The organism is Alteraurantiacibacter lauratis (genome assembly GCF_037154155.1).
GTDB classification, from domain to species: Bacteria; Pseudomonadota; Alphaproteobacteria; order Sphingomonadales; family Sphingomonadaceae; genus Alteraurantiacibacter; species Alteraurantiacibacter lauratis.
Genome location: NZ_JBANRN010000002.1, coordinates 171,418 through 192,507, shown reverse-complemented (window position 1 = coordinate 192,507; position 21,090 = coordinate 171,418). Strand labels below are relative to the sequence as shown.

Annotated in this window: 14 protein-coding genes, 2 tRNA genes and 1 pseudogene; 7 read left to right on the top strand and 10 right to left on the bottom strand. The window is 63.8% G+C overall.

What is annotated here, in order from left to right:
- Positions 1 to 8 precede the first annotated feature (8 nt).
- Both WFP39_RS03210 and WFP39_RS03205 read left to right on the top strand, forming a co-directional pair.
- The gene (locus tag WFP39_RS03210) at positions 9 to 1,985 is read left to right on the top strand and encodes a TonB-dependent receptor domain-containing protein (RefSeq protein ID WP_336917694.1); all 1,977 of its coding nucleotides are present in this window, start codon (positions 9 to 11) and stop codon (positions 1,983 to 1,985) included.
- A gap of 168 nt (positions 1,986 to 2,153) precedes the next feature.
- On the top strand, positions 2,154 to 4,781 hold the full coding sequence (locus tag WFP39_RS03205; RefSeq protein WP_336917693.1) for a G8 domain-containing protein: 2,628 nt from the start codon (positions 2,154 to 2,156) through the stop codon (positions 4,779 to 4,781).
- A 39-nt stretch (positions 4,782 to 4,820) separates the two neighbouring features.
- Here WFP39_RS03205 and WFP39_RS03200 read toward each other — a convergent pair whose 3' ends face one another.
- The 4 genes and pseudogenes from WFP39_RS03200 to WFP39_RS03185 all read right to left on the bottom strand — a co-directional run bounded on the left by WFP39_RS03200 (position 4,821) and on the right by WFP39_RS03185 (position 7,809).
- Positions 4,821 to 6,623, bottom strand: a complete 1,803-nt coding sequence (locus tag WFP39_RS03200; RefSeq protein ID WP_336917692.1) for a hypothetical protein — start codon at positions 6,621 to 6,623, stop codon at positions 4,821 to 4,823.
- 268 nt (positions 6,624 to 6,891) lie between these two features.
- Positions 6,892 to 7,260, bottom strand: a pseudogene (locus WFP39_RS15225) (class I SAM-dependent methyltransferase); the annotation flags it as partial.
- 336 nt (positions 7,261 to 7,596) lie between these two features.
- Positions 7,597 to 7,672: transfer RNA gene (locus WFP39_RS03190), tRNA-Thr, on the bottom strand.
- Positions 7,673 to 7,735: 63 nt separating this feature from the next.
- Positions 7,736 to 7,809 (bottom strand) — tRNA-Cys (locus WFP39_RS03185).
- 93 nt (positions 7,810 to 7,902) lie between these two features.
- On the opposite strand from WFP39_RS03185, the gene WFP39_RS03180 reads away from it, so the two are divergent.
- Genes WFP39_RS03180 through WFP39_RS03170 form a run of 3 tightly spaced genes read left to right on the top strand, consistent with a single transcriptional unit; the run spans position 7,903 to position 11,143 of the window.
- Positions 7,903 to 9,192, top strand: coding sequence for an aconitase X catalytic domain-containing protein (locus tag WFP39_RS03180; RefSeq protein ID WP_336917690.1), 1,290 nt, complete (start codon positions 7,903 to 7,905; stop codon positions 9,190 to 9,192).
- Positions 9,192 to 9,635, top strand: coding sequence for an aconitase X swivel domain-containing protein (locus tag WFP39_RS03175; RefSeq protein WP_336917689.1), 444 nt, complete (start codon positions 9,192 to 9,194; stop codon positions 9,633 to 9,635). The genes WFP39_RS03180 and WFP39_RS03175 overlap by 1 nt, the downstream gene beginning before the upstream one ends.
- Positions 9,632 to 11,143 carry an FAD-dependent oxidoreductase gene (locus WFP39_RS03170; protein WP_336917688.1) on the top strand — a complete coding sequence of 504 codons (1,512 nt, stop codon included), beginning with the start codon at positions 9,632 to 9,634 and terminating at the stop codon, positions 11,141 to 11,143. The genes WFP39_RS03175 and WFP39_RS03170 overlap by 4 nt, the downstream gene beginning before the upstream one ends.
- An 18-nt stretch (positions 11,144 to 11,161) precedes the next feature.
- Here WFP39_RS03170 and WFP39_RS03165 read toward each other — a convergent pair whose 3' ends face one another.
- The 6 genes from WFP39_RS03165 to WFP39_RS03140 form a co-directional block, all read right to left on the bottom strand.
- A complete protein-coding gene (locus WFP39_RS03165; RefSeq protein WP_336917687.1) occupies positions 11,162 to 11,713 on the bottom strand; it encodes a beta-xylosidase family glycoside hydrolase in 552 nt (183 codons plus the stop codon).
- A 23-nt stretch (positions 11,714 to 11,736) separates the two neighbouring features.
- A complete protein-coding gene (locus WFP39_RS03160; protein ID WP_336917686.1) occupies positions 11,737 to 12,801 on the bottom strand; it encodes a glycoside hydrolase family 43 protein in 1,065 nt (354 codons plus the stop codon).
- 52 nt (positions 12,802 to 12,853) lie between these two features.
- Positions 12,854 to 14,503, bottom strand: coding sequence for a dihydroxy-acid dehydratase domain-containing protein (locus WFP39_RS03155; RefSeq protein WP_336917685.1), 1,650 nt, complete (start codon positions 14,501 to 14,503; stop codon positions 12,854 to 12,856).
- Positions 14,504 to 14,515: 12 nt separating this feature from the next.
- On the bottom strand, positions 14,516 to 15,958 hold the full coding sequence (locus WFP39_RS03150; RefSeq protein ID WP_336917684.1) for an MFS transporter: 1,443 nt from the start codon (positions 15,956 to 15,958) through the stop codon (positions 14,516 to 14,518).
- Between the two features lie 52 nt (positions 15,959 to 16,010).
- Positions 16,011 to 16,799, bottom strand: coding sequence for a winged helix-turn-helix transcriptional regulator (locus WFP39_RS03145; protein ID WP_336917683.1), 789 nt, complete (start codon positions 16,797 to 16,799; stop codon positions 16,011 to 16,013).
- Positions 16,800 to 16,894: 95 nt separating this feature from the next.
- Complete coding sequence (locus WFP39_RS03140) at positions 16,895 to 18,094, bottom strand: LL-diaminopimelate aminotransferase (protein ID WP_336917682.1); 1,200 nt, start codon at positions 18,092 to 18,094, stop codon at positions 16,895 to 16,897.
- A gap of 157 nt (positions 18,095 to 18,251) precedes the next feature.
- On the opposite strand from WFP39_RS03140, the gene WFP39_RS03135 reads away from it, so the two are divergent.
- On the top strand, positions 18,252 to 20,156 hold the full coding sequence (locus WFP39_RS03135; RefSeq protein ID WP_336917681.1) for a PHA/PHB synthase family protein: 1,905 nt from the start codon (positions 18,252 to 18,254) through the stop codon (positions 20,154 to 20,156).
- Between the two features lie 472 nt (positions 20,157 to 20,628).
- On the top strand, positions 20,629 to 21,084 hold the full coding sequence (locus tag WFP39_RS03130) for a phasin family protein (protein ID WP_336917680.1): 456 nt from the start codon (positions 20,629 to 20,631) through the stop codon (positions 21,082 to 21,084).
- The last annotated feature ends 6 nt before the right edge of the window (positions 21,085 to 21,090 follow it).

Genomic DNA, 21,090 nt, shown 5'->3' with positions numbered 1-21,090 from the left:
AGCAGGGTATGACCCTCCTGATTGGCTCTGCCCGCATTTCGGGCCGCCCGCGCCTGCGCACCGCTGTGTTACCCCTGCTGGCGCTCGCCCAGCTTCCGTGCCATGCGGTGCAGGCCCAGGTCAGCCGGACCGAGGATAACGCAATTACCAATGCCGATGATGCCTTTGGCCAGTCGGTCGGCAATGAGCGTGTGGGCCTTTATGGCGCCGACGATGTGCGCGGGTTCAACCCGACCGAAGCCGGCAATGCGCGGATCGAGGGGCTGTATTTCGTGCAGGCATCGTCTCCCGGTGGGCGCGCCATTTCGGGGAATAGCATCCGGGTGGGTCTGTCGGCACAGGGTTATCCGTTCCCTGCGCCCACGGGGATCGTCGATTACACGCTGTTCCGCAATTTTGGCGGGCTTGGCGGCAATCTGCGCCTCGAATACGGGCAATATGGCTCGCCCATCCTGCTCGCTGATGCGCAATTGCCGTTGGGTGCTGATGCGGGCGTTACGCTCTCGCTCAACCTGCGCGAACAGGAACGCCACGAAGGCGGCCGGGCGAACAATATGGGCTTCGGGGCAACGGCGGCGGTCCGCCCGTGGGAAGGCGCGCAGATCATCGCCTTCGCTTCGGAATTCCGCTTCTGGAAGGATCCTGCCCCGCCGGTATCCTTTCCCGATGGCGATTTCCTTCCCCCCAAATACAAGCGGCGCGAGCTGCTGTCCCAACCCTGGGCGCTGCGCGACAACAGCAACAGCCTGTTCGGCGCGGTGGCGAAACTGCCTTTTGGCGATTGGCGCGTGGATGCGGGCATCTTCCAGTCCGGGCGGCGCGTGCCCGAAACCTATGCGGATCTGTTCACCCGGCTGCGCCCCGATGGCACCACGCCCGCCCGCGTGATCGTGGCAAACGGCAACAACCGGCATGACGAGACATCGGGCGAGGTCCGGCTGACGCGCAGCCTTGTCACCGGGCAAGTAGCGCACAAATTGATGGTAAGCGCGCGCGGTCGCCGGGGCGAGAGGGTGTTTGGCGGCCCGCAGCGGATAAACCTTGGGGAAAGCACGCTGCTCGCCCCCGATTTTCGGGACCCGCCCGCGATCATGCTGGGGCCCGACAATATCGACCGCGTGCGGCAGGGCAGCCTTGGCCTTGCCTGGAGTGCTACTGCGCCGGGTCGATTCTCGATTGATGGCTCGGTCACGCAGTGGAGATATCGCAAGGATGTCGATTTCGGCCCGCCCGCGCGTGAGGACGTGCTTGTGCGTGACACGCCGACAACGGGCAGCCTGACCGGTTCGGTATTCCTTACGCGCGATCTGGTGCTGTTCGGCGGCCATGTGCGCGGGTTCGAGGAAGCGCTGGTGGCACCCGAAGTCGCGGTAAACCAAGGCGATGCGCCGCCGGCCTTGCGCACGCGCCAATCGGATATCGGGCTGCGCTATGCCCTGCCGGGCAATATCCGGCTGGTCGCCGCGCTGTTCACTATCTCCAAACCCTATTTCAACCTCGATGAGAACCAGGTTTTTCGCGAACTGGGTTCCAACACCAACCGCGGCGCGGAATTGAGCCTGGCGGGACAGCTTCTGCCGGGCCTCAACATTGTCGCCGGCGCGGTGCTGCTGGATTCGCGGATCACCAGTCCATTGGTCGATGCGGGGATCATCGGCAGCAGGCCGATCGGCACTGCACGCCGCCGCATGATCTTCGATGCGGATTGGCGACTGGACGGCGGCGACAGCCCGTTTTCCTTCGACATCAGCGTGAACGGGCTGTCCGCACAGGTGGGCAATGCGGCGGGCACCTTGCTGGCCCCGGCCAACACCACTCTCGATCTGGGGATGCGGTATCGCTTCACCATCGGCTCCGTCACCGCGCTGCTGCGCGGACAGGTGTTCAACATCGCGAACAGTTATGGCTGGACGGTGTCTTCGAGCGGAGCCTTCCAGTACCGCCCGCGCCGCCATGCCAGCTTGGCTCTGATCATGGATATCTGATCCGGCCAGAGTGCTCCCTGAGGCGGTTCCGGCCCCTTCGTGTTACAATGAATTACAATTTGGACGCGGCTTGTCCGTTGGACCGGCTTGGCAAGCGGGGCCGCGCAATGCATCCTCTCCGATCAAAAGAAGCAGGGCGCGAAAGTCCTGCGGGAGGGGAGAAGAGTGATGCGCAAGCGGCTGGGCCAGCATCTGTTGGCGTTGCTTGGTCCTGTTTTGGTGGCGGGTGTCGCCAGTTTGAGCGTTGCCGCCCAGACCGATAACACGCTTGCCGGCCATCACGACCACGCGGCAGATGCTGCACCCGCACCATCCGCGCCGACACAGAACGCCCGGTGGTCCGATCCTGCCGCATGGCCCGATGGCCGGGTTCCTGCGGCTGGCGACGCGGTCACTATCGGCCGCGGCGTTGCCATGCTGCTTGATATCCAGCCGCCTGCCCTGCGCAGCCTGACGATAGAAGGCAGCCTGACCTTTTCGGACGAACGCGACATTGAGCTCGTGACCGACTGGATTTACCTGCGCGGCGGGGCGCTCCACATCGGCAGCGAAGCCGTGCCGCACACGCGCAATGCAACCATCACCCTGACCGACACGGTGCCGGGCGAAGACATCAACACGATGGGGGATCGCGGCATTCTGCTGATGGCGGGCACGCTCAGCCTGCATGGCAACCGGGATCACAGCTGGACGAAGCTGGCCCGCACGGCCGAAGCCGGCGCCACGCAGATCGAAGTGCTCGACGCGCGCGGCTGGCGCGTGGATGACGAAATCGTGCTCGCCTCCACCGATTTCGACCCAAGGCAGGCCGAAAAGCGCACGATCACGGCTATTTCGGGCAACAGGATCACGCTCGACCGGCCGCTGGAATACATGCATTTCGGCGAAGTGACCTTCGGCGTCGACCAGCGCGGCGAGGTTGGGCTGCTGACACGCAATATCCGCATCCGCGCTTCCGAGGACGCCGAAAGCAGCTATTTCGGTGGGCACATCATGGCGATGATCCGGTCGCAGGTGCAGGTCTCAGGCGTCGAACTCACCCGTATGGGGCAGCATCTGAACCTGGCGCGCTATCCCATCCACTGGCATTTGCTGGGTGAGGGGGAAGGGCAGTATCTGCGCAATTCCGCGATTCACGACACCTATAACCGCTGTGTCACGGTGCACGGCACCAACAATGTGCAGGTGGAAAACAACGTCACCTTCAACACGGTGGGGCACTGTTTCTTCCTTGAAGACGGGATCGAGACGGGCAACCGCTTCGTGCGCAATCTGGGCATTCAGACCAAGTGCCACCCGACGCTGCCCTGCGTGCCGACCAATCTGGCGCCGGGGCGCGGTATCGGCACCCCGTCGGGCCAGCGGTCGGAGAATGTGCTGATCCCGTCTGACAACACGGTCACGACCTTCTGGATCACCAATCCGGACAATATCTTCATCGATAATGTGGCGGCCGGGTCTGACCAGATCGGGTTCTGGTTTGCCCTGCCGGTGCACCCGACCGGCGCGTTCGAAGGATCGGAACTCAGCCGCAACACCTGGCCACGCCGCACCCGTGTGGGCGAATTCCGCGGCAATACCGCGCATTCCAATTTCGACGGGTTGATGTTCGACCGCGGGCCAAATCCCGATGGCACTTTCAGCGTGGGCGGCAGCAATTACCATTTCCCCACGGCCGATCCGGCCGATCCGAACAGCGAGCCGCTGGTTTCGCATTTTGCCGATTTCACCGGCTACAAGAACCGCAACGGCGCAGTCTGGGGGCGCGGCGAACTGCACCTGTTCACCAATCTGCGCGTGGCCGATAATGCCATCGGCTTCACCCACGCCGCATCCGCTGTGGGCCGCGCGCCCTACACCTCCAAGGTGGTGGATTCGATCTTCGTGGGAGAAAGCGCGAATATCGGCAATCCGCGCACACCGGCGGAGGTGGCCTATGGCCGCAGCTTGCCCAGCGAACATGCCGATTTCCCCATTCGCGGCTATGAATATTACGACATGCGCCACGATGTGGAGAACACCACTTTCATCAATTTCCAGCCCAATGCGCAGCGCGACGCCGGGGCGGTGTCCTATCTCATGTATACCAGTTTCGGCATGAGCACGGAAAACGCCATCGAAGGGGCGACTTTCGTCAATTCCAAGCGGGTCAGCTTCCCCCCGGTGGTGCGGCGCTGGGCGTCCGATTTCGGGCGGCAGAATGCGTGGCGCGGCGCGGCCTTCCTTGACCGCGACGGCTCCGTCGGCGGGGTGCCGGGCGCCTATATTGTGATCGACAACGGCATCGCGTCTGACGAGGAAGCCTGCGATATCCGGCCCGACTGGGGCGCAGCGGTGTGCCGGGGCGATTTCGGCCGGTTCGGCGTGGGCGGCAATTTCGGTTTTGGCAGCGAGCCCATTACCGACCCGGTAATGATGAGCCGGGGCGGTCGCCGGTTTGAATATACCGGCGAAACCACGATCCGCAGCGGGGCCGAAGTGCGGCTGGAAACCGCGCGGCAGGCGCTGTCGCTGTCCCTGCGCGAAATGGACAATGGCTCGTGGGTGATCTTCGAACTGCCCGGCTTCACTACCCCCGCAGGCGGCGTAGAGATGGCGAGCCTTGCCGATCTGCGCGCGGCACAGCAGACTGCCTACTACAAAGCCGATGGCACGCTGTGGGTAAAGCTGGTGGTTGATAACGGTGCGGGCCTCAACGTCACTATCGGCCGCCCTGGTGCCGGTGTCAGCACCGTGGGCACCGGCCCCGGCGGCGCGTTTCAGGCCGGCGCCAGCCTCGATGTGAGCCGGTCTTGAACTGATAGCGCGGCCTGTCTCCGTTGGCGCGCGGGCGCATCATCGCCATGACGCCAGCGCCTGTTCCAGTTGGGGCATATCGGCAATCTGGGTGAACGTGCCCGAATAGGTCGACAGGATCCGGATGAGGACATCCTCAGGCTCCGCCACAAAAGCGATTGCGGTATCGCAGCGGTCAACCGGCAACCCGTGCGTCGCAACCGTTTGCGGATCACAGACAATGAACAGACGCTCTGCCAGGGGATTGCGCAGGACCTGTCGTGTCTGCACGTAGAGCTGATTCTCTGGCGTGCATCCTTCGGCGAAGTTGCCGGCAAGGGGCGTAGTGCCCACCCCACATCGCCCACCGATAACCCACCCGTCGTTGGCGTGGATGGGCAGGGCACGGCCTATCGCTTCATGTCTGGCGGCCTCGGTTGGCACCAGCATTACAGGGATACGGGCCGCTTCATCGCCCAGGATTTTCTGTCCCACCACTTCGGGCGGGATACCGGCGACGATGGGCACGCGCAGGCCCGGTGTTTGATTGACCTCCAGCACCGCGCCTTGTGTGGTGAATGACGCCTCGATGTCCTCGCAAACATAATCGATGCCGCAAATCGCAAATCCCAGCGCATCGGCCAGCATTTCGGCCATGCGGTGAATGTCGGGGTGGGCCTTTGCCGTGACATCGAAATGAACAGCCCCGGTGGCGAGCAGCGGCACCTTTCGCAACCGGATTTCCACACCCTGCGGCACTATATCGTCGAGGCGGATATTCTGCCGCTCCAACTCGTCGTGCAAATCGCGGTCCAGCGGCGTCTCCCCGCGGAAACTACCGGGCCGCCGCGCCTCGGCAAGGCGACGGTTATGATCATCGACAAGCTTTTGCAGCGTTCGCCGCCCATCGCCGGTGACAAACGGGGGCGAGCGGCGAATGATCCACGCAACCCTGCCGCGCACAACCATGATGCGATAGACATCGCCCGGAACGAAACGCTCGACCATGATCGGCGCTGAACTGTTCGCGCGCGCTGCACGGAAGGCTTCCACCAGGGCAGGCAGGCCGGTGACATTGGTCGTCACCCCGATGCTTCGCCCCCGATCGGACGGCTTGACCGCGCAGGGCCACCCAATACTTACCGCTGCCGCCTCCAGCTCTGTTTCGGTATTGACCAGCCGGTGCGGGGCGAAGGGGATGCCCAGCGCTTCGAACAGGATCTTTGTCGCCGGTTTGTTCTGCGCCACATGGGCGCCAAGCCAGGAATCGGCCATGGACGCGGATTCAAGAAAGACGCGCCCGTTGCAGCCCCATCCGTATTTCCATAACCGCATATTCGGGACGAAGGGAAGAAACGGAATATCCCTGCTGCGCGCGCCCTGCATGACGAATTGCGCTTGGTAATCGGGATGCGATTGTTGGCACGCCTGCCACAGATGCGCGAAATGGCGTTCCACATCGACGGACGATATCGGGCCGGTGCCGTTCACCAGATCAAGCACACGCGCCACTGCCAGCAGGCTTACCTGCTCGTGGTGATAGCCAAGATAGATCCGCAGTCTGCCGTCTTCGTCCACGACCAGCGCGGACTGGATGTCGCCCCTTATCTCGTTGAGAGCGGCGCGCGATAGACCAGCGACAAATCGGGCAATATCGCGCGTGCTTTTCAGCGCGGCGGCAGTTTCATCGCCATTCCCATCCGTGTTGCGGAACCAGGTGCGACAGGCCACGCCAATCTCTTCGCAACGCGCACACGCTGTGGCGATATCCACCGCATCCAGATCGAGGCCGATCAGAAGGCCCGGCTCCGCCCCGTAGATATTGGGCCCCTTGAAGGTTCTTAGCAGATGCGCGCGGATCACGGGCGTAACATCCAGGCTTGCGCGCGTGGCAATAGGACAGCTGCCATTCGACAAGGCACGTATCACCCAGTTCGTGAATGGTGAAATAGCTGTCCAACGCCCGGTCGATTTCTGCGCAAGGCAGATCGAGGTTGAACAAGCCTTGGAAGAATGTGGCGATCTGCGTTCTCTCGCCAAAAACCCAGGGCACATCGCGAACTTCTTCGGTGATGGCGACGAAACCGACACCTGCGGCGAGGCGCGACATGCTTCCGACTTCGGGAAAATTGCCATCATGTCCCGCCGGACAATGCGCATCGACGAATTCATTGAACCAGCTGGCGAGACGGCTGGCCCTTGGCACATCGCAAATCGCCATTTCGCCCCCTGGCTTCAGGACACGCCACGTCTCGGCAATCGTCGCCCGGTGCGACGCGCTGTGGTGCAGGCCGATCAAGCCCAGCGCCAGATCGATCGAATGATCGGGAATGCTGGCGAATTGCTCGACCGGATCGGCAAGTGCACGGAAGGCCGGATTCAGGCGCGCGCGAAGTTCGGGATTGGGTTCCACGCAGACAAGCGACACTGCACCGTTCAATCGCCGATACACTTCATCGGACAGATATCCACCCGCAGCCTGAATATCGAGAACGCTCATCTCCGGAGAAAGCGTGACGTAATCCAGCAGCCTGTCGCGCTCATTATCCCGCACATGAGGAAAGTTGCGCATCGCGGCTGGTGCCGAAACGGTCGGAAAATTGTGCGCGGCGACAAGATCAGACATCGCCTATCCCCATCAATGCGACCGTGTGGCACAGGCGCTCCCAGACGGAGGCTAAACGAGACGCCCATGATCGATCATCGAATTTTGCCCGCCAGGGTTCGGACGGACCATACGAAAGCCGCCACGCCGAACTCCGCACGAAACTGGCGAAAGTGCGTGCCCGCAGCACGCCACGGTGTGGCTTTCAGGGGGTGTTGGCGAATGGTCTGATGGTGCCGCTTACAGGACTCGAACCTGTGACCCCCGCATTACGAATGCGATGCTCTACCAACTGAGCTAAAGCGGCCCGTCATGTGCCTTGGCCCTGCCCATATCGCCAGCAAGGCGCTGGCGCAATGCGCAAGTAAGGTGGAGGCCCGAGCCGGAATCGAACCGGCGTGCAAGGATTTGCAGTCCTCTGCGTAACCACTCCGCCATCGGGCCGGAAGGCGCGCACCTAGCGAATGGGACGAAGGCTTGCAATGTGTTTCATGCCCGCGCATTGCCTTACCCAGTGCAAAGGGAGATTGCGCGGCAATGGTAAGGCTCAGCGATGATGAGCGGGCGATGCTCGACGGGCGCGATGGCGCGGCCGTGGCGCGGGCGATGGACTTGCTGGTCCGCTATGCCGAGGCGCTGGGTGCAGAGGGTTTCGTCTATACCAACAATGTCGCAGGCGTGCCCGGTTCCTCCCCGCAATGGGTGAAGGATTACTATGCCGCGGATGGCGGGGATTACCGCGCCGTGTTCAGCCGGTTCGACCTTGATTCGGATGATGTGGTAGATGTGCCGGTAATTCAGGGCTTTGCCTGCCATCTGCAAGGCGGGATGGACCCCGACCAGTGGCGCGAAATGGGCATGTCCGAGGCGGCAAACGCCAATTTCCGAAGCGACGAGGCCGAGGTTGCCGCGCATGGCGTGCAGGTGCTGAAAACCTGCACCCCCTATTTGGCGGGCAATGTGCCGGTGATGGGCGAACATTGCGCGTGGATGGAATCGAGCGCGGTGGTCTTTGCCAATTCGGTGATCGGCGCGCGCACCAATTGCGAAGGGCGCGAATCGACCAGCGCCGCAATGCTGGCCAAGCGGATCCCCAATTGGGGCTTTCACCGGCCCGAAGGGCGGCGCGGGCACCATTCGATCCGCGTGGATGTGCCGGTGGATTCGATCTTCGAATGGGGGATGCTGGGCTATTACACCGGCTGGGCGGTGGAGGATGCGATCCCGGTGCTGGAAGGCCGTGTCGCCGCGCCCAGCCTGATCAAGCACAAGCATTTCGGTGCCGCAGCGGCAAGTTCGGGCGGCGTGGAGATGTATCACATGGTCGGCATCACGCCCGAAGCGCCCACGGCAGAGGCGGCCTTTGGTGGCGCGCGGAGGGGGGAGCGCTTCGCCTATGGCGCGGCGGAGCGGCGGCGGGTTTACGAACGGCTCAATTCCATCGGCGACAGCCGCGATGTTGACTACGTGATGCTGGGTTGCCCGCATGCCAGCATTGACCAGATTGCCGAGATCGCCGCGCTGCTGGAAGGGCGGCGGGTGCATGAAAACAGCGCGCTGTGGGTGTTCACCAGCCGTGCGGTGAAGGCGACCGCGATGGCCAGCGGCCATGTCGCCCGGATCGAGGCGGCGGGCGCGCGGGTGATGACCGATACCTGCTCTGCCATCAGCCAGGCGGTGCCGCCGGGGACGCGCGTTGCCGCGTTCGACAGCGCCAAGCAGGCGCATTACCTGCCCGCGATGATGGGGATCGAGGGGTGGTTCGGCACTACGGCGGAATGCGTGGATGCCGCCTGCACCGGCACATGGGCGGGGAGGCTTGCCTGATGGCGACAGTGGACATTCGCCCGCCCGACATTGTGCTGCGCGGCCGCCGCGTCGTGGGCGGCGTGGCCGAAGGCGAGGCGCTGGTGACACGGCAGACGATCAGCGGCTGGGGCGGCATCAATGCGATGACCGGCACCGTCATCGAAAATCACCATGAACTCAAAGACATCAGCTTTGCGGGCAAGATTCTCGTCTTTCCCGGAGCCAAGGGATCGTCCGGCTGGTCGGGCGCGTTCCACACCACGCGGCTGACCGGCAAGGCGCCGCTGGGGATGCTCTATACCGTCACCACCACCAAGGCGGCGCTGGGCGCAGTGGTGATGCGGGTGCCGACATTGACCGATTTTGACCGCAATCCGATTGATCTCATCGCCACGGGCGACCGGGTGCGGATCGATGCGGATGCAGGCGAAGTGCTTATCTGGAAGGCAGACACAAAGTGACAGACACCCCCCCGAATGCGACCGGCCCCGGCGGCGTGAAGCTGCAACGCGTCGAAGGGCACAGCGAGGAGCGGTTCCTCGGTTCTGACGTGTTTGAAAGCAATGCGCGCAACCTGCCGCCGCCCAACGGAACCGGAACGGTGCGCGAGGAAGCGCGTGACATCGCGATCTATCACGAATGCGATGTGGCGGTGATCGGCGGCGGCCCGGCGGGCTGCGCGGCGGCATGGGCGGCGGCCAAGGCTGGTGCGCGGGTCACGCTGGTGGAGCGGTACAATTGCCTTGGCGGCCTGAGCACTGGCGGGCTGGTGATGTGGATCGACCGCATGACCGATTGGCAGGGCAACCATGTGATCCAGGGCTATGCCCGCCACTTCATCGACCGGATGCCCGCCGATGGCGTGGCCGGCCCCCCGCGCGAGGATTGGGGCAGCCGCGATCCCGCCAAGTTCGCCTATTGGGGCAACCGCACCACCGCGTTTCACGGCATTGTCCAATGGGCGCCCACGCTGTGCCCGGAACGCATGAAGCTCAACAACCAGGAAATGCTTCTGGAAGCGGGCGTGCGCATCGTGTTTCACGCCTTTGCCGCCCGCCCGTTGGTGCAGGATGGCGCGGCGCGCGGGGTGATCTTTGAAAGCAAGATGGGCCGCCACGCGCTGATGGCGAAGGTGGTGGTCGATACCACGGGCGATGGCGACATGTTCGCGCGCGCAGGTGCGGATTTCGATACCGATATCGAGGAGGGCGATGTCCACCATTCGATGAATACCGGCTGGGTGCTGGGCGGGGTCAATATGGACCGCTGGATCGACTGGAAAGTGCATCACCCGGACGAGCTGCGCCAGTTCATGGAGCGTGGGCGGCAAGAGCTGGGCTATTTCCAGACACCCTATGTCAGCTGGCGGCCCGATATCGCGCTGTTCCTGGGGCCGCGCCAATCGGGCCTGTCGGCGCTGGATGTGGACGACATGACCGAAGTCGAAATCCGCAGCCACCGCTTGATGGAAGGGCATTGCCAGTTCTTCCGCCGCCACGCGCCGGGTTTCGAGAATGTCTACAGCCTGCAAAGCGCCAGCCAGCTTGGCGTGCGCCACACGCGGCGGCTGGCGGGCGTGGGCCGGATTGAACGCAAGGATTGGGGCAATGGCACACCGGTGGCGGACGAGGTGGGCGTGTCCCCCTCGATCAGCCCGAAGTTCCCGGTGATCTCCGTTCCTTACGGCGCGCTGGTGCCGCGCAATCTCGATGGCCTGCTGGTGGGCGGGCGGCATATCAGCTGCGATGCCAACAGCCACGGCTTCATGCGCGAGATTCCGCAATGCTGGCTGACGGGCCATGCGGCGGGCGTGGGTGCAGCGCTGGCGGCGGACAAGGGCGTTCAGCCGCGCGCCGTGCCGGTGGACGACATCCGCCGCGTGCTGCGCGAACAGGGCGCGCATCTTTCGGATGACAGCGCGGTGGCCGCAGTGCGGGCAGGGCAGGCGGAGCCGGTGGCGGCGAAATGATGCCCAGCAGGGCGGGGCTTACCGCTCCGCCCCGTCCACCGCGAATACGCCGGCTTGTGCGGCATCGCCCGTGGGATCGCTGATGGGCGGGCCAAGGCTCTGCCAGTCGCCGCCTTCCACCCGGTAGGCCAGCGCGATCATTGTGCCCTCGCGCTGCATCCGCAAACCGATGCGCCCTTCGTACCAGCCAGGAACGGCGGTGGTGGCGATCAACCGTCCATGCACGTGTGGCTCGCCCGGTGCATGGCGGCGGGCGGCGATGAGCAGCGCCGGGGTGATATGTTCCAGCTGGATGCTCACCCAGCCGCCATTTGCGCCGCGAAGGGCAATCCCCGCTTCATCCCCGTCGCGCAAATGCTGATAAATCAGCGTGGTGGTGAGTGTGAAATCGCCCGGCGGGAGGGGTGCGCCCGAAAAGGCAGGCTCACGCGGCCCGGACAATCCGCTGCGCCCGGCTTCCACCACAACCGGCAATGCGGGGCCACCGGGCAGAGACCATTCCTCAACCGTTATCGCTGGCGGCTGATGCGTTTGGGCAGATGCCGATGTGGCAAGCCCGACCGCTGCCACAGCAGCGCAGCAGATGGCGAACCTCACGGCCGGGGCAGGATGCCCCGCGCGGTGTGCTGCACCGGCAGGATCAGGCCGTTTTCGTCAAACTCCATTCGCTCCACCGCCACCGCGCGGCGGCCAAGGCCGCCCGGCTGGTCGCCAATGTCGAGCGTGCCGACATGGTAGAACAGATACCATTCGCCCTGAAACTCGACCACGCCGGGATGGATGGTGAAGCTGTTCGCGGCAGAGCCGGTGACTTCGCCGCGCCATGTCCACGGCCCTTCGATCGAGGGCGCGGTGGCGTAGGAGATCCGCTCATCCGGGCTGATCGCCTTGTCCATGCTGGCATAGATCAGATAATACAGGTCGCCGCGCTTGAAGACCCACGGCCCTTCCTCGAAATCGGGCAGGTCGATCAGGCGGATGGGGCCGTCGAGGCTGATCATATCCGGCGCCAGCCTGGCGATCTTCACCTCGGCATTGCCCCAGATCAGCCAGCTTGTGCCGTCCTCCTCGGTCCACACGGTGGGGTCGATATCGTCCCAGTGATGCGGGCCATTGGTGTCCTCGTTGCGGACCAGAGCGCTGCCGCGTGCATCGACAAAGGGGCCAAGCGGATTGTCCGCCACGGCGACGCCCACCGCCTTGCCGTGCGATCCCTGCACCTCGTCATGTTCCACCGTGGTGTAGAACCAGAACCGGCCGTCCTTTTCGTGCACCTGGCTGGCCCAGGCATCGCGGCTGGCCCAGCTGAAATCGGTCGGGCGCATGATCGGGCCGTGATAGGTCCAGCTCTGCATGTCCTTGGTCGAATAGGCGAGCCATTCGGTGATGTTGAACATCTGGTCGCCGCGCGCCTCGTCATGGCCGACATAGAGGTAAAGCGTATCGCCCACCACCAGCGGCGCGGGGTCGGCAGTGTGCCGGTCGCGGATCAGCGGATTGCCGGTGTTGGCAAAGGTGTCGCCCGGTTGCAGCGGGGCCACAGCGGGCACCGGCGGGGCGGCGACCGCAGGCGATGCACCCGCGGCATAGGTCTGCGAACAGCCAGCCAGCGGCAGGGCGCAGGCCAGAGCAATGAGAGGGCGAGTTATCAAGGACATGACACCCCTGATAACTCCGACAAATGAAGATGCAAAGCCTTGTGAGCTGAAACTACTCCGGCAAAAGAACCCCGCCGGTTTCGAGCCCGCGCACGGCCTGTCGGAAGTTCGCCAGATAGCCGGTGGCAGGCACGCGCACGCCCACGCCTTCGCGCCGCGCCAACTCGTCAGCGGGAACATCGATGTCGATGCTGCGGTTCGCCACGCTGATCCGGATGATATCGCCGCTTTGCACCTTGCCGATGGGGCCGCCGGTGGCGGCTTCGGGGGAGACCTCGGCCACGGTCAGCCCTTTCAGGCACAGGCCCGACAATTGCCCGTCGGTGACAAAGGCGGTTTCCTTGGCAAGGCCCGCGGCATCAAGCGCGAACAGGATCAGCGAGGCACTGCCGCCCATCGCCGGTCCGCCCACCAGCCCCTGATTGCGGCTGATGACGACATCGCCGGGCTGCACCACCTTGTCCTCGATCGCTTGCAGACATTCCGTCGTGCTTTCGAACACGCGCGCGGGGCCGACGAATTCCTCCGGCCGGCTGCCATCGCGAATGCCCAGCCGCACCACTGCGCTGCTGGCAAAGCTGCCTTTCAGAATGGCAATCGCGGGGCCTTCGCTCACCGGATCGTCAATCGCGTGGATCACGTCCGGGCCGGGAATGACATAGCCTTTCAGATTCTCGGCCAGCGTCTTGCCGGTGCAAGTCAGCGCCTGCGTATCGATCCGGTCTTCCAGCCGTTTCAGCACCGCGCGCGCGCCGCCCGCGTCCTCGAACGTCTCGATCCGCACATGCCCGGTGGGGCGCACGGCGGAGAGGACGGGCACATCGGCCATCTCCTCCATCAGCGTGAAGATATCGAGATCGAGGCCCGCCTCGACCGCGGTTGCCTGCATATGCTTGATCGCGTTGATGCTGCCCGACACGGCGAGCAGCGTGGCAACGCCGTTGCGAAACGCGCTTTCGGTCAGGATCTGGCGGGGCAGAAGCTGTTCGTGCACCATTTCCACGATACGGCGCGCGGCGGCGCGGGCATTGGCCTGCATCTTGGGGCTGTTGCCGCGCACCGGCGCGTGGCCGGGAAGGCACATGCCCAGCGCTTCCACCACGCAATGCATGGTGTTGGCGGTTGCCATCCCCGCGCAAACGCCGGGGCCCATGATGGCGTTTTCGGCCATGTCCTTCACCGGGAATTTCGGCTGTTTGCCAAAGCGCACGCCGATCTGGCCCGACCAGACGTCTTCGACATCCACCGGCTCGCCATCGATCTCGCCTGCCTGCTGGTATCCGCCGATAACGAGGATGGTGGGGATGTTGAGGCGCGCGGCCGCCATCAGATGACCCGGCGGGGTCTTGTCGCAACTGGTCAGGCAGATCATCCCGTCAAGCAGCGCGGCTTCGACCTGCACTTCGATATCGTTGGCGATAATGTCGCGCCCGGCGAGGATATAGCTGCCCGTCTTGCCTGCGCCCGTGATGAAATCGGATGGCGCGGCGGTGCGCACTTCGAACGGGACGCCGCCCGCCGCGCGGATTTCCTCTTTCACCATTTGCGCGATGCCATCCAGATGCGCGTAGCAGATCGCCAGTTCGCTGCTGGAATTGACCACCGCGATCTTGGGCTTTTCCATGTCTTCGGCCGACAGGCCCAGCGCACGCCAATTGGCGCGGCGGCTGGGGGAATTGGCGGCTAGGCTGCGCAAGGTCATGTCAGGGAAATCCTATTCGGCGGGTTGATGGGCAGGGGCATTGGCCCGTTCGCGCAAGCCCCGCGCAAACCACGAGAGCGCCAGCACACACACCGCGATGCCCAGCAGGCAACCCACAGTGAAGATATAGCCATCGAGCGCGCCCTGCCGCCCCGCAAGAAACTGCGCCCCGAATATCGGCGCGGCAACCGCGGCGAACTTGGCCATGAAACTGGCCCAGCCGCCGCCGGTGGCGCGCACCGCGCTGGGGTAATAGATGCTGGTGATCGATATAACCGCCGCATGGCCTGCGCCCACCAGTGTCGCGCTGATCAGCAGGAAGGGTACGAACCACGGCCCGCCTTCCACCATGTCGAGACCAATCAACAGGGTGAAGGGAAGGGCGATGAGAGGCGCGAGCGCAATCCAGCCTGGCCCGCGCTTTTCGGTCATCATCAGCAGGATCACCCCGCCAATCGCGCCCATGATACCCGATGCGCTGCCCAGCCAGGCGGCATCGGTGCGCGCCATGCCGAGGTTTTCCATGAAGATCACGCCGTAGCTGCTCTTGAGGTAGATCGCGAAGCTGGAGAAGAAATAGGCTGCCCAGATCAGCGGAGTCACGATCAGCAGCGCGCCGATGAACAGTTCGCGGAACTTGAGCAGGGGGTTGGCGCTGTCGGTTGTCTTGCGTTCATCGGGCAGGGTGAAGGCGTCGTAATCCTCTGCCCGGAAAGCCGGGTTGAACCGGGTCAATGCCGGCGCGATGCGTTCCTTTGGCAGGTTCTTCGCCACCATCCAGCGCGCGCTTTCGGGCAGGGTGAACAGCAGGATCAGCGCGAACACGCCGGTCATCGCGCCGCAGACCCAGAAAATGCCCTGCCAGCCGAGCACGGGGGCAACCCAGTTGGCAATCGGCGCGGCGGATGCGCCGCCGAAGGAAAAGCCCATCATGATGACCGTCACCGATGTGGCACGCATCGATTTGGGCATGGATTCAATGCTCAGCGCCCAGACCGGTGCCAACAATCCGCCAATCGCCAGACCGGAAATGAAGCGCAGCGCGATCAGTTGTTCTGCCGAACCGGCAAAGCCGACAATGGTGGTGAACACCGCACTGCCGATTGTGCAGGCGATGATAACCGGCCGCCGCCCGAAGATATCGCCCAGATAGGAGCCGAACAGCGACCCGATCATCTGACCCAGAAACGCCGCCGCGCTGACATAGCCGGTCATCTCGTTTGTCAGCGCCATATCGTCGCGAATGTAAGGCAGGGCATAGGCGAGCGCGGAAAAATCCTGCCCGTCGAAAAAGGTCACCAGGCTGCACAACAACAGCAATTGCAAGTGATACGCGGTCAGCCCCGTATTGAACCCTTTGCGCAGGAAGGGCAGCCGCAAGGTTACAAAACGCTGCGGTTCGACCTCTTGCAGGAATTGCGTAACGTCGAGCGTACGGGCCGCTTGGCGTGTCATTGGTGATCCTCTCTCCCAGGAACGTCGTCGGACGATAATGCGCCTGCCGCTGCTAAGCTAGCGGCGATTTTGTGGCAGACTGTCGCAGATAGGTGTCATCGGCCGGCAACTCCGAAGCATGGCCCGCACCCTTCCAATCGAGATCGCGCAAGAAGCGATCCAGCCGGTCGGCTCCGGCAGGCGGCCGACCAAACATGAATGGGGCATTGCCGCCCAGCCGGTATCCCCCCTGCGGTACGGTTTCCACCAGCCGTTCGCAGCCGACAGAGGCGAGCTTGCCGCGGAGGCGCGACACATGCACTTCCACACTGTTGGTGCCCGGTTCATGCGCCAGCCGCCAGACATCGGTCAGCAATTGCGCACGGCTTACCGCCTCGCCCGGATTGTCTGCCAGCCGCCAGAGCACGCCAAATTCGCGCGGATGCAGGTTGAGCCAACGCGTGCCATGGCGCACATCGCGGTGAAACAGGTCAAGCGTCAGCGGCCCCAGCAGCCGCCAGCGCGGCAACAGGTCGAACATGTCGGCCACCCGCTGCGCGCGGGCAGCCAGCTCGCCAATCGTGGTGGAGGCGGACAGCGCTTCGGCGCAGCCGATCGAGAGCAGGTGCGCGCGTTCAGCCGGTTCCTCCACGCCGATCAGGATCAGCCGCCAGGCGGGCCGATCTGCTTCGGCAAGGCCGGTCCTTTGCTCCGGCGTAAGGCGCCGCACATCGCAGGCGAGGACGTGTCGGCAATCGGCGCGATGTCCCCCTTGCCCGTGGCACAGCGTCCATCCCTCCTGCCGCAAATCCCATTGCGGTGCGGGCATTTGTTCGGCAGCGACCCAGCCGAAAGTTTTCACATTGCCACTCCCGCCATTGTGGGCTGTGCATGGCAAAGGCAATCGGGCGCGAAAACAAGCCCGGCATGATTGCGGACCCGGTCAATAATACGCGATCAGGCGGCCGTTGAATTCACACCCATGCTTTGCAGATAGCGTTTGATGTTGCGGGCTGCCTGGCGCAGCCGCTGTTCGTTTTCCACCATGGCAATCCGCACGAAGCCTTCGCCATCCTCTCCGTATCCCACGCCCGGCGCCACTGCGACTTCGGCATGGGTGAGCAATTGCTTGGAAAACTCCAGGCTGCCCATTTCCTTCAGGGCCGGGGGCAGCGGTGCCCAGGCGAACATGGAGGCAGGCGGCGCGGGAATCTCCCATCCGGCGCGGCCAAAGGCTTCCACCATGACATCGCGCCGCTTGTGGTAGAGCTGGCGGTTTTGTTCCACGATATCCTGCGGGCCGTTGAGCGCGGCAACGGCGGCGGCCTGCATCGGGGTGAAAGCGCCGTAATCGATATAGCTTTTCACCCGTGTCAGCGCGGCGATCAGCGTCTGGTTGCCCACCGCAAAGCCGATGCGCCAGCCGGCCATCGAATAGGTCTTGGACAGCGAAGTAAACTCGACCGCGACGTCCTTTGCGCCCTTCACTTGCAGGATCGAAGGGGTGGGCTTGCCGTTGTAGTAGAGTTCGGAATAGGCCAGGTCAGACAGCACCCACACCTTGTGGAAGCGCGCCCAGTCCACCAGCTTTTCATAGAAAGCCAGATCGACCACTTCGGCGGTGGGATTGCTGGGGTAATTCACCACCAGCACCGTGGGGCGCGGGACGGTGAAGTTCATCGCCTTTTCCAATTCCGCCCAATAGCGGTCATCCGCCGTGGTGGGCACATTGCGGATGCTGGCCCCGGCGATGATGAAGCCGAAGGTGTGGATCGGATAGCTGGGATTGGGCGCAAGGATCGTATCGCCCGGCGCGGTGATCGCGGTGGCAAGGCTGGCGAGGCCTTCCTTCGAACCCAGCGTCACCACCACTTCGCGTTCGGGGTCCACTTCGACGCCCCAGCGCCGTTCGTAATAGGCGGCCTGGGCGCGGCGCAAGCCGGGGATGCCCTTGGACTGCGAATAGCCATGCGCGCCCGGATCGCGTGCCACTTCGCACAATTTGTCGATCACGTGCTGGGGTGGGGGCAGATCGGGATTGCCCATGCCCAGATCGATGATGTCGCGCCCTTCCGCACGTGCGGCCGCGCGCATCGCGTTGACTTCAGCGATGACATAGGGCGGCAGGCGCTTCATGCGGTAGAATTCGGTATCCATGGGCACTTTCGAAATGACAGGTTGATAGGATCGCGCAAATGTGAACGAATCCGCCGCGTTGCGCAACGCGCCGCTAACAGCTTGCTTGCCCTTGCCCAAGAGGGTGCGTGGCAATCTGTGTCTCCCCATCGCCAATTTTCCTGCTTATGCTGCCGGCATGAGCACAGGCAGCGTCACAACGGGCAGCGGCAGCGATGCCGCGGACATCTTCACCGAACTGCTGCGCATCCAGGGCGAAGCCGCGCGGCAGGTGATGGCCGCCTTCGTCCCCGCCGCGGCCGAGGCGCTGCCGGACAAGCAGGACATCGACGCGTTGGGCGCATCGATCATCGCGTTTCAGGACAAGTGGTTCCGCCTCAATTCGCGGCCCGACGGGCAGGGCGGGGTGCTGCCCTTTCCCTTCTGGGCGGATCCCGCGCAATGGCTGGAGATGGCGCAGGCGATGCAGCGCCAGTTCCCCGCGCTAGACCCCGTACGGCAGGCGGAATTGTGGGAAGAAGGCGCCGAATTGTGGGAACGCATCCTTGCTCACTTCACGCCGGAAGGTGCGGCGCAGGATGCGCAGGCAGGCGCGCTTGATCCGCATTTTCCGAGGGCCGATCGCCGTTTTGCCGATCCGCGCTGGCGCGACCAGCCTGTCTTCGCACTGATCCATCAGACCTATCTGTTGCTGGCCGAACGCGTGGCTGAGGCGGTGGATGCGGTGGACGGCCTGGACGAGGAGGAGCGGGCCCAGCTTCGCTTTGCCACCCGCGCGGCGCTGGACGCGATGAGCCCCGCCAATTTCCCGCTGATGAATCCAGTGGTGCTGGAGCGGACAATCGAAAGCCAGGGGGAGAACCTCGTCAAGGGAATGCAGCGGCTGGCCGCCGACCTTGAAAAGGGGCAATTGACCCACACCGACACCAGCCGTTTCGTGCTGGGCGAAAATGTGGCGGCAACACCGGGCAAGGTCATCTACCGCAGCCGGTTGTTCGAAATCCTCCACTACACGCCGACGACCGAAAGCGTTCTGGCGGTGCCGTTGCTGATCTTTCCGCCATGGATCAACCGGTTCTACATCCTCGACCTGAACCCGGCCAAGAGCTTCGTGCGCTGGGCGGTGGAACAAGGGCTTTCGGTGCTGCTTGTCAGCTGGCGCTCGGCGGATGAAAGCATGGCCGATGTGGGGTGGGACGATTATGTGCGCGCCCAGATCGAGGCGATCGATTTCGTGCGCGACCGGCTGAAAGTGCCCGCGGTGCACACGATCGGCTATTGCGTGGCGGGCACCACGCTGGCCGCCACGCTGGCGGTTCTGGCGCGCCGGGGGCAGGCCGACAAAGTTGCCAGCGCCACCTTCCTGACCGCGCAGGTGGATTTCTCGCACGCGGGCGAACTGAAGCTGTTCATCGACGATGCGCAGCTGGAACTTATCCGGCAGGCCAGCCAAGGTGGCTATCTCGACGGGCGCTATATGGCGGCGACCTTCAACCTGTTGCGCGGGCCGGACCTGATCTGGAACTATGTCGTCAACCATTATCTGCTGGGCGAGGATTATCCGGCGTTTGACCTGCTGTATTGGAACGGCGATGTCACCAATCTGCCGGCCAAATGGCACCAGGCCTATTTGCAGCATTGTTACCGCGACAATCAGTTGGTTGTGCCCGACGCGCTGGAGGCGGACGGCACGCCGATCGATCTGACGCGCATTACTGTGCCCGCCTATGTCCAGGCAGGGCGCGAGGATCACATTGCTCCGCCCGAAAGCGTGTTCCGGATGCTGAAGCATCTACGCGGCCCGGTGCGCTTCGTTCTGGCGGGCAGCGGACATATCGCCGGCGTGGTCAACCCGCCATCGGCCAACAAATACCAGTATTGGACCGGCCCCGCGGATGCCCCATCGCTGGAGGATTTCGTGGCTGTGGCGGACGAACACAAGGGCAGCTGGTGGCCCGATTGGGTCGCATGGGTGGAACGCCTCGCCCCCGCGCGGGTCAAGGCCAGCGGGCGCCGCATTCCCGGCGGCAAGGGTAACCCGGTGCTGGACGATGCGCCCGGTTTGTACGTGCGCCAGCGATAAGACCCGATGGCTGGTCATATCGGGGCCGGAAAGCGGCCCGATATGACCGAATTGTGCACTGCACCATTTTTCTTGACTTTCTCGCCCTGGATGCTTATTGTGCGATGCAACATGACGCGATCGCGCGTCGATGGACGATACAAACAGCAAGGGTTGAACCATGGCAGAGCAAAGCGAGACAAAGCCCGAAACGCCCGTAAAGGCGGCGGAGGCTGCCGTGCCCGCTCCCGCCGCGGCTGCCCCGCTTGTCGAGCAGCCAGATCCCGCGCCGGTTGTGGCTCCGGCAGCTCCGGCGCCCAAGAAGGATGCCGCCAAGGCTGCCACACCCAAACCGGCTCCCGCAAAACCGGCTTCGGCCAAATCCGCAAAGCCCGCCCCTCGGCGAGCAAAGGCGACAGCTCGCAAGGTCTCCCCCCGGCCTGTGCCTGCTTTCGCCGTCAACTCCAGTGTTACCGAATTGAAGGAAAAGATCATGGCTACCAAGAACACCGCCGCCGACCTGACCGGCATGATGAGCAAGTCGATGACCGACGCCGTGGCCGAAATGCAGGCCAAGGCGCAGGAAGCCTATGACAAGGGCACCAACATGGTTTCGGAAATGACCGAAATGGCCAAGGGCAATGTCGAGGCGCTGGTGGAAAGCGGCAAGATCCTGGCCGCCGGTATGCAGGACATGACAAAGTCCTATGCCGAAGAAGCCAAGGCCGCTTACGAAACAATGACCGCTGACCTCAAGGAAATGGCGAGCGTCAAGAGCCCGACCGAACTGTTCCAGCTTCAGGGCAAGATCCTGCGCCGCAATTTCGACGCGATGATGGCCTCCACCAGCAAGGCGCCTGCAAGCGCGATGAAGCTGGCCAACGACGTGATCGCTCCGATTACGGCGCGCGTGAACCTGGCGGTGGAAAAGATCTCCAAGGCCGCCTGAGGCACC

Coding starts and splice junctions, on each gene's coding strand:
- WFP39_RS03150 (WP_336917684.1), bottom strand. CDS start 15,958: ATGACACGCCAAGCGGCCCGTACGCTCGACGTTACGCAATTCCTGCAA.
- WFP39_RS03140 (WP_336917682.1), bottom strand. CDS start 18,094: ATGGATACCGAATTCTACCGCATGAAGCGCCTGCCGCCCTATGTCATC.
- WFP39_RS03180 (WP_336917690.1), top strand. CDS start 7,903: ATGGTAAGGCTCAGCGATGATGAGCGGGCGATGCTCGACGGGCGCGAT.
- WFP39_RS03175 (WP_336917689.1), top strand. CDS start 9,192: ATGGCGACAGTGGACATTCGCCCGCCCGACATTGTGCTGCGCGGCCGC.
- WFP39_RS03210 (WP_336917694.1), top strand. CDS start 9: ATGACCCTCCTGATTGGCTCTGCCCGCATTTCGGGCCGCCCGCGCCTG.
- WFP39_RS03160 (WP_336917686.1), bottom strand. CDS start 12,801: ATGTCCTTGATAACTCGCCCTCTCATTGCTCTGGCCTGCGCCCTGCCG.
- WFP39_RS03205 (WP_336917693.1), top strand. CDS start 2,154: ATGCGCAAGCGGCTGGGCCAGCATCTGTTGGCGTTGCTTGGTCCTGTT.
- WFP39_RS03135 (WP_336917681.1), top strand. CDS start 18,252: ATGAGCACAGGCAGCGTCACAACGGGCAGCGGCAGCGATGCCGCGGAC.
- WFP39_RS03155 (WP_336917685.1), bottom strand. CDS start 14,503: ATGACCTTGCGCAGCCTAGCCGCCAATTCCCCCAGCCGCCGCGCCAAT.
- WFP39_RS03130 (WP_336917680.1), top strand. CDS start 20,629: ATGGCTACCAAGAACACCGCCGCCGACCTGACCGGCATGATGAGCAAG.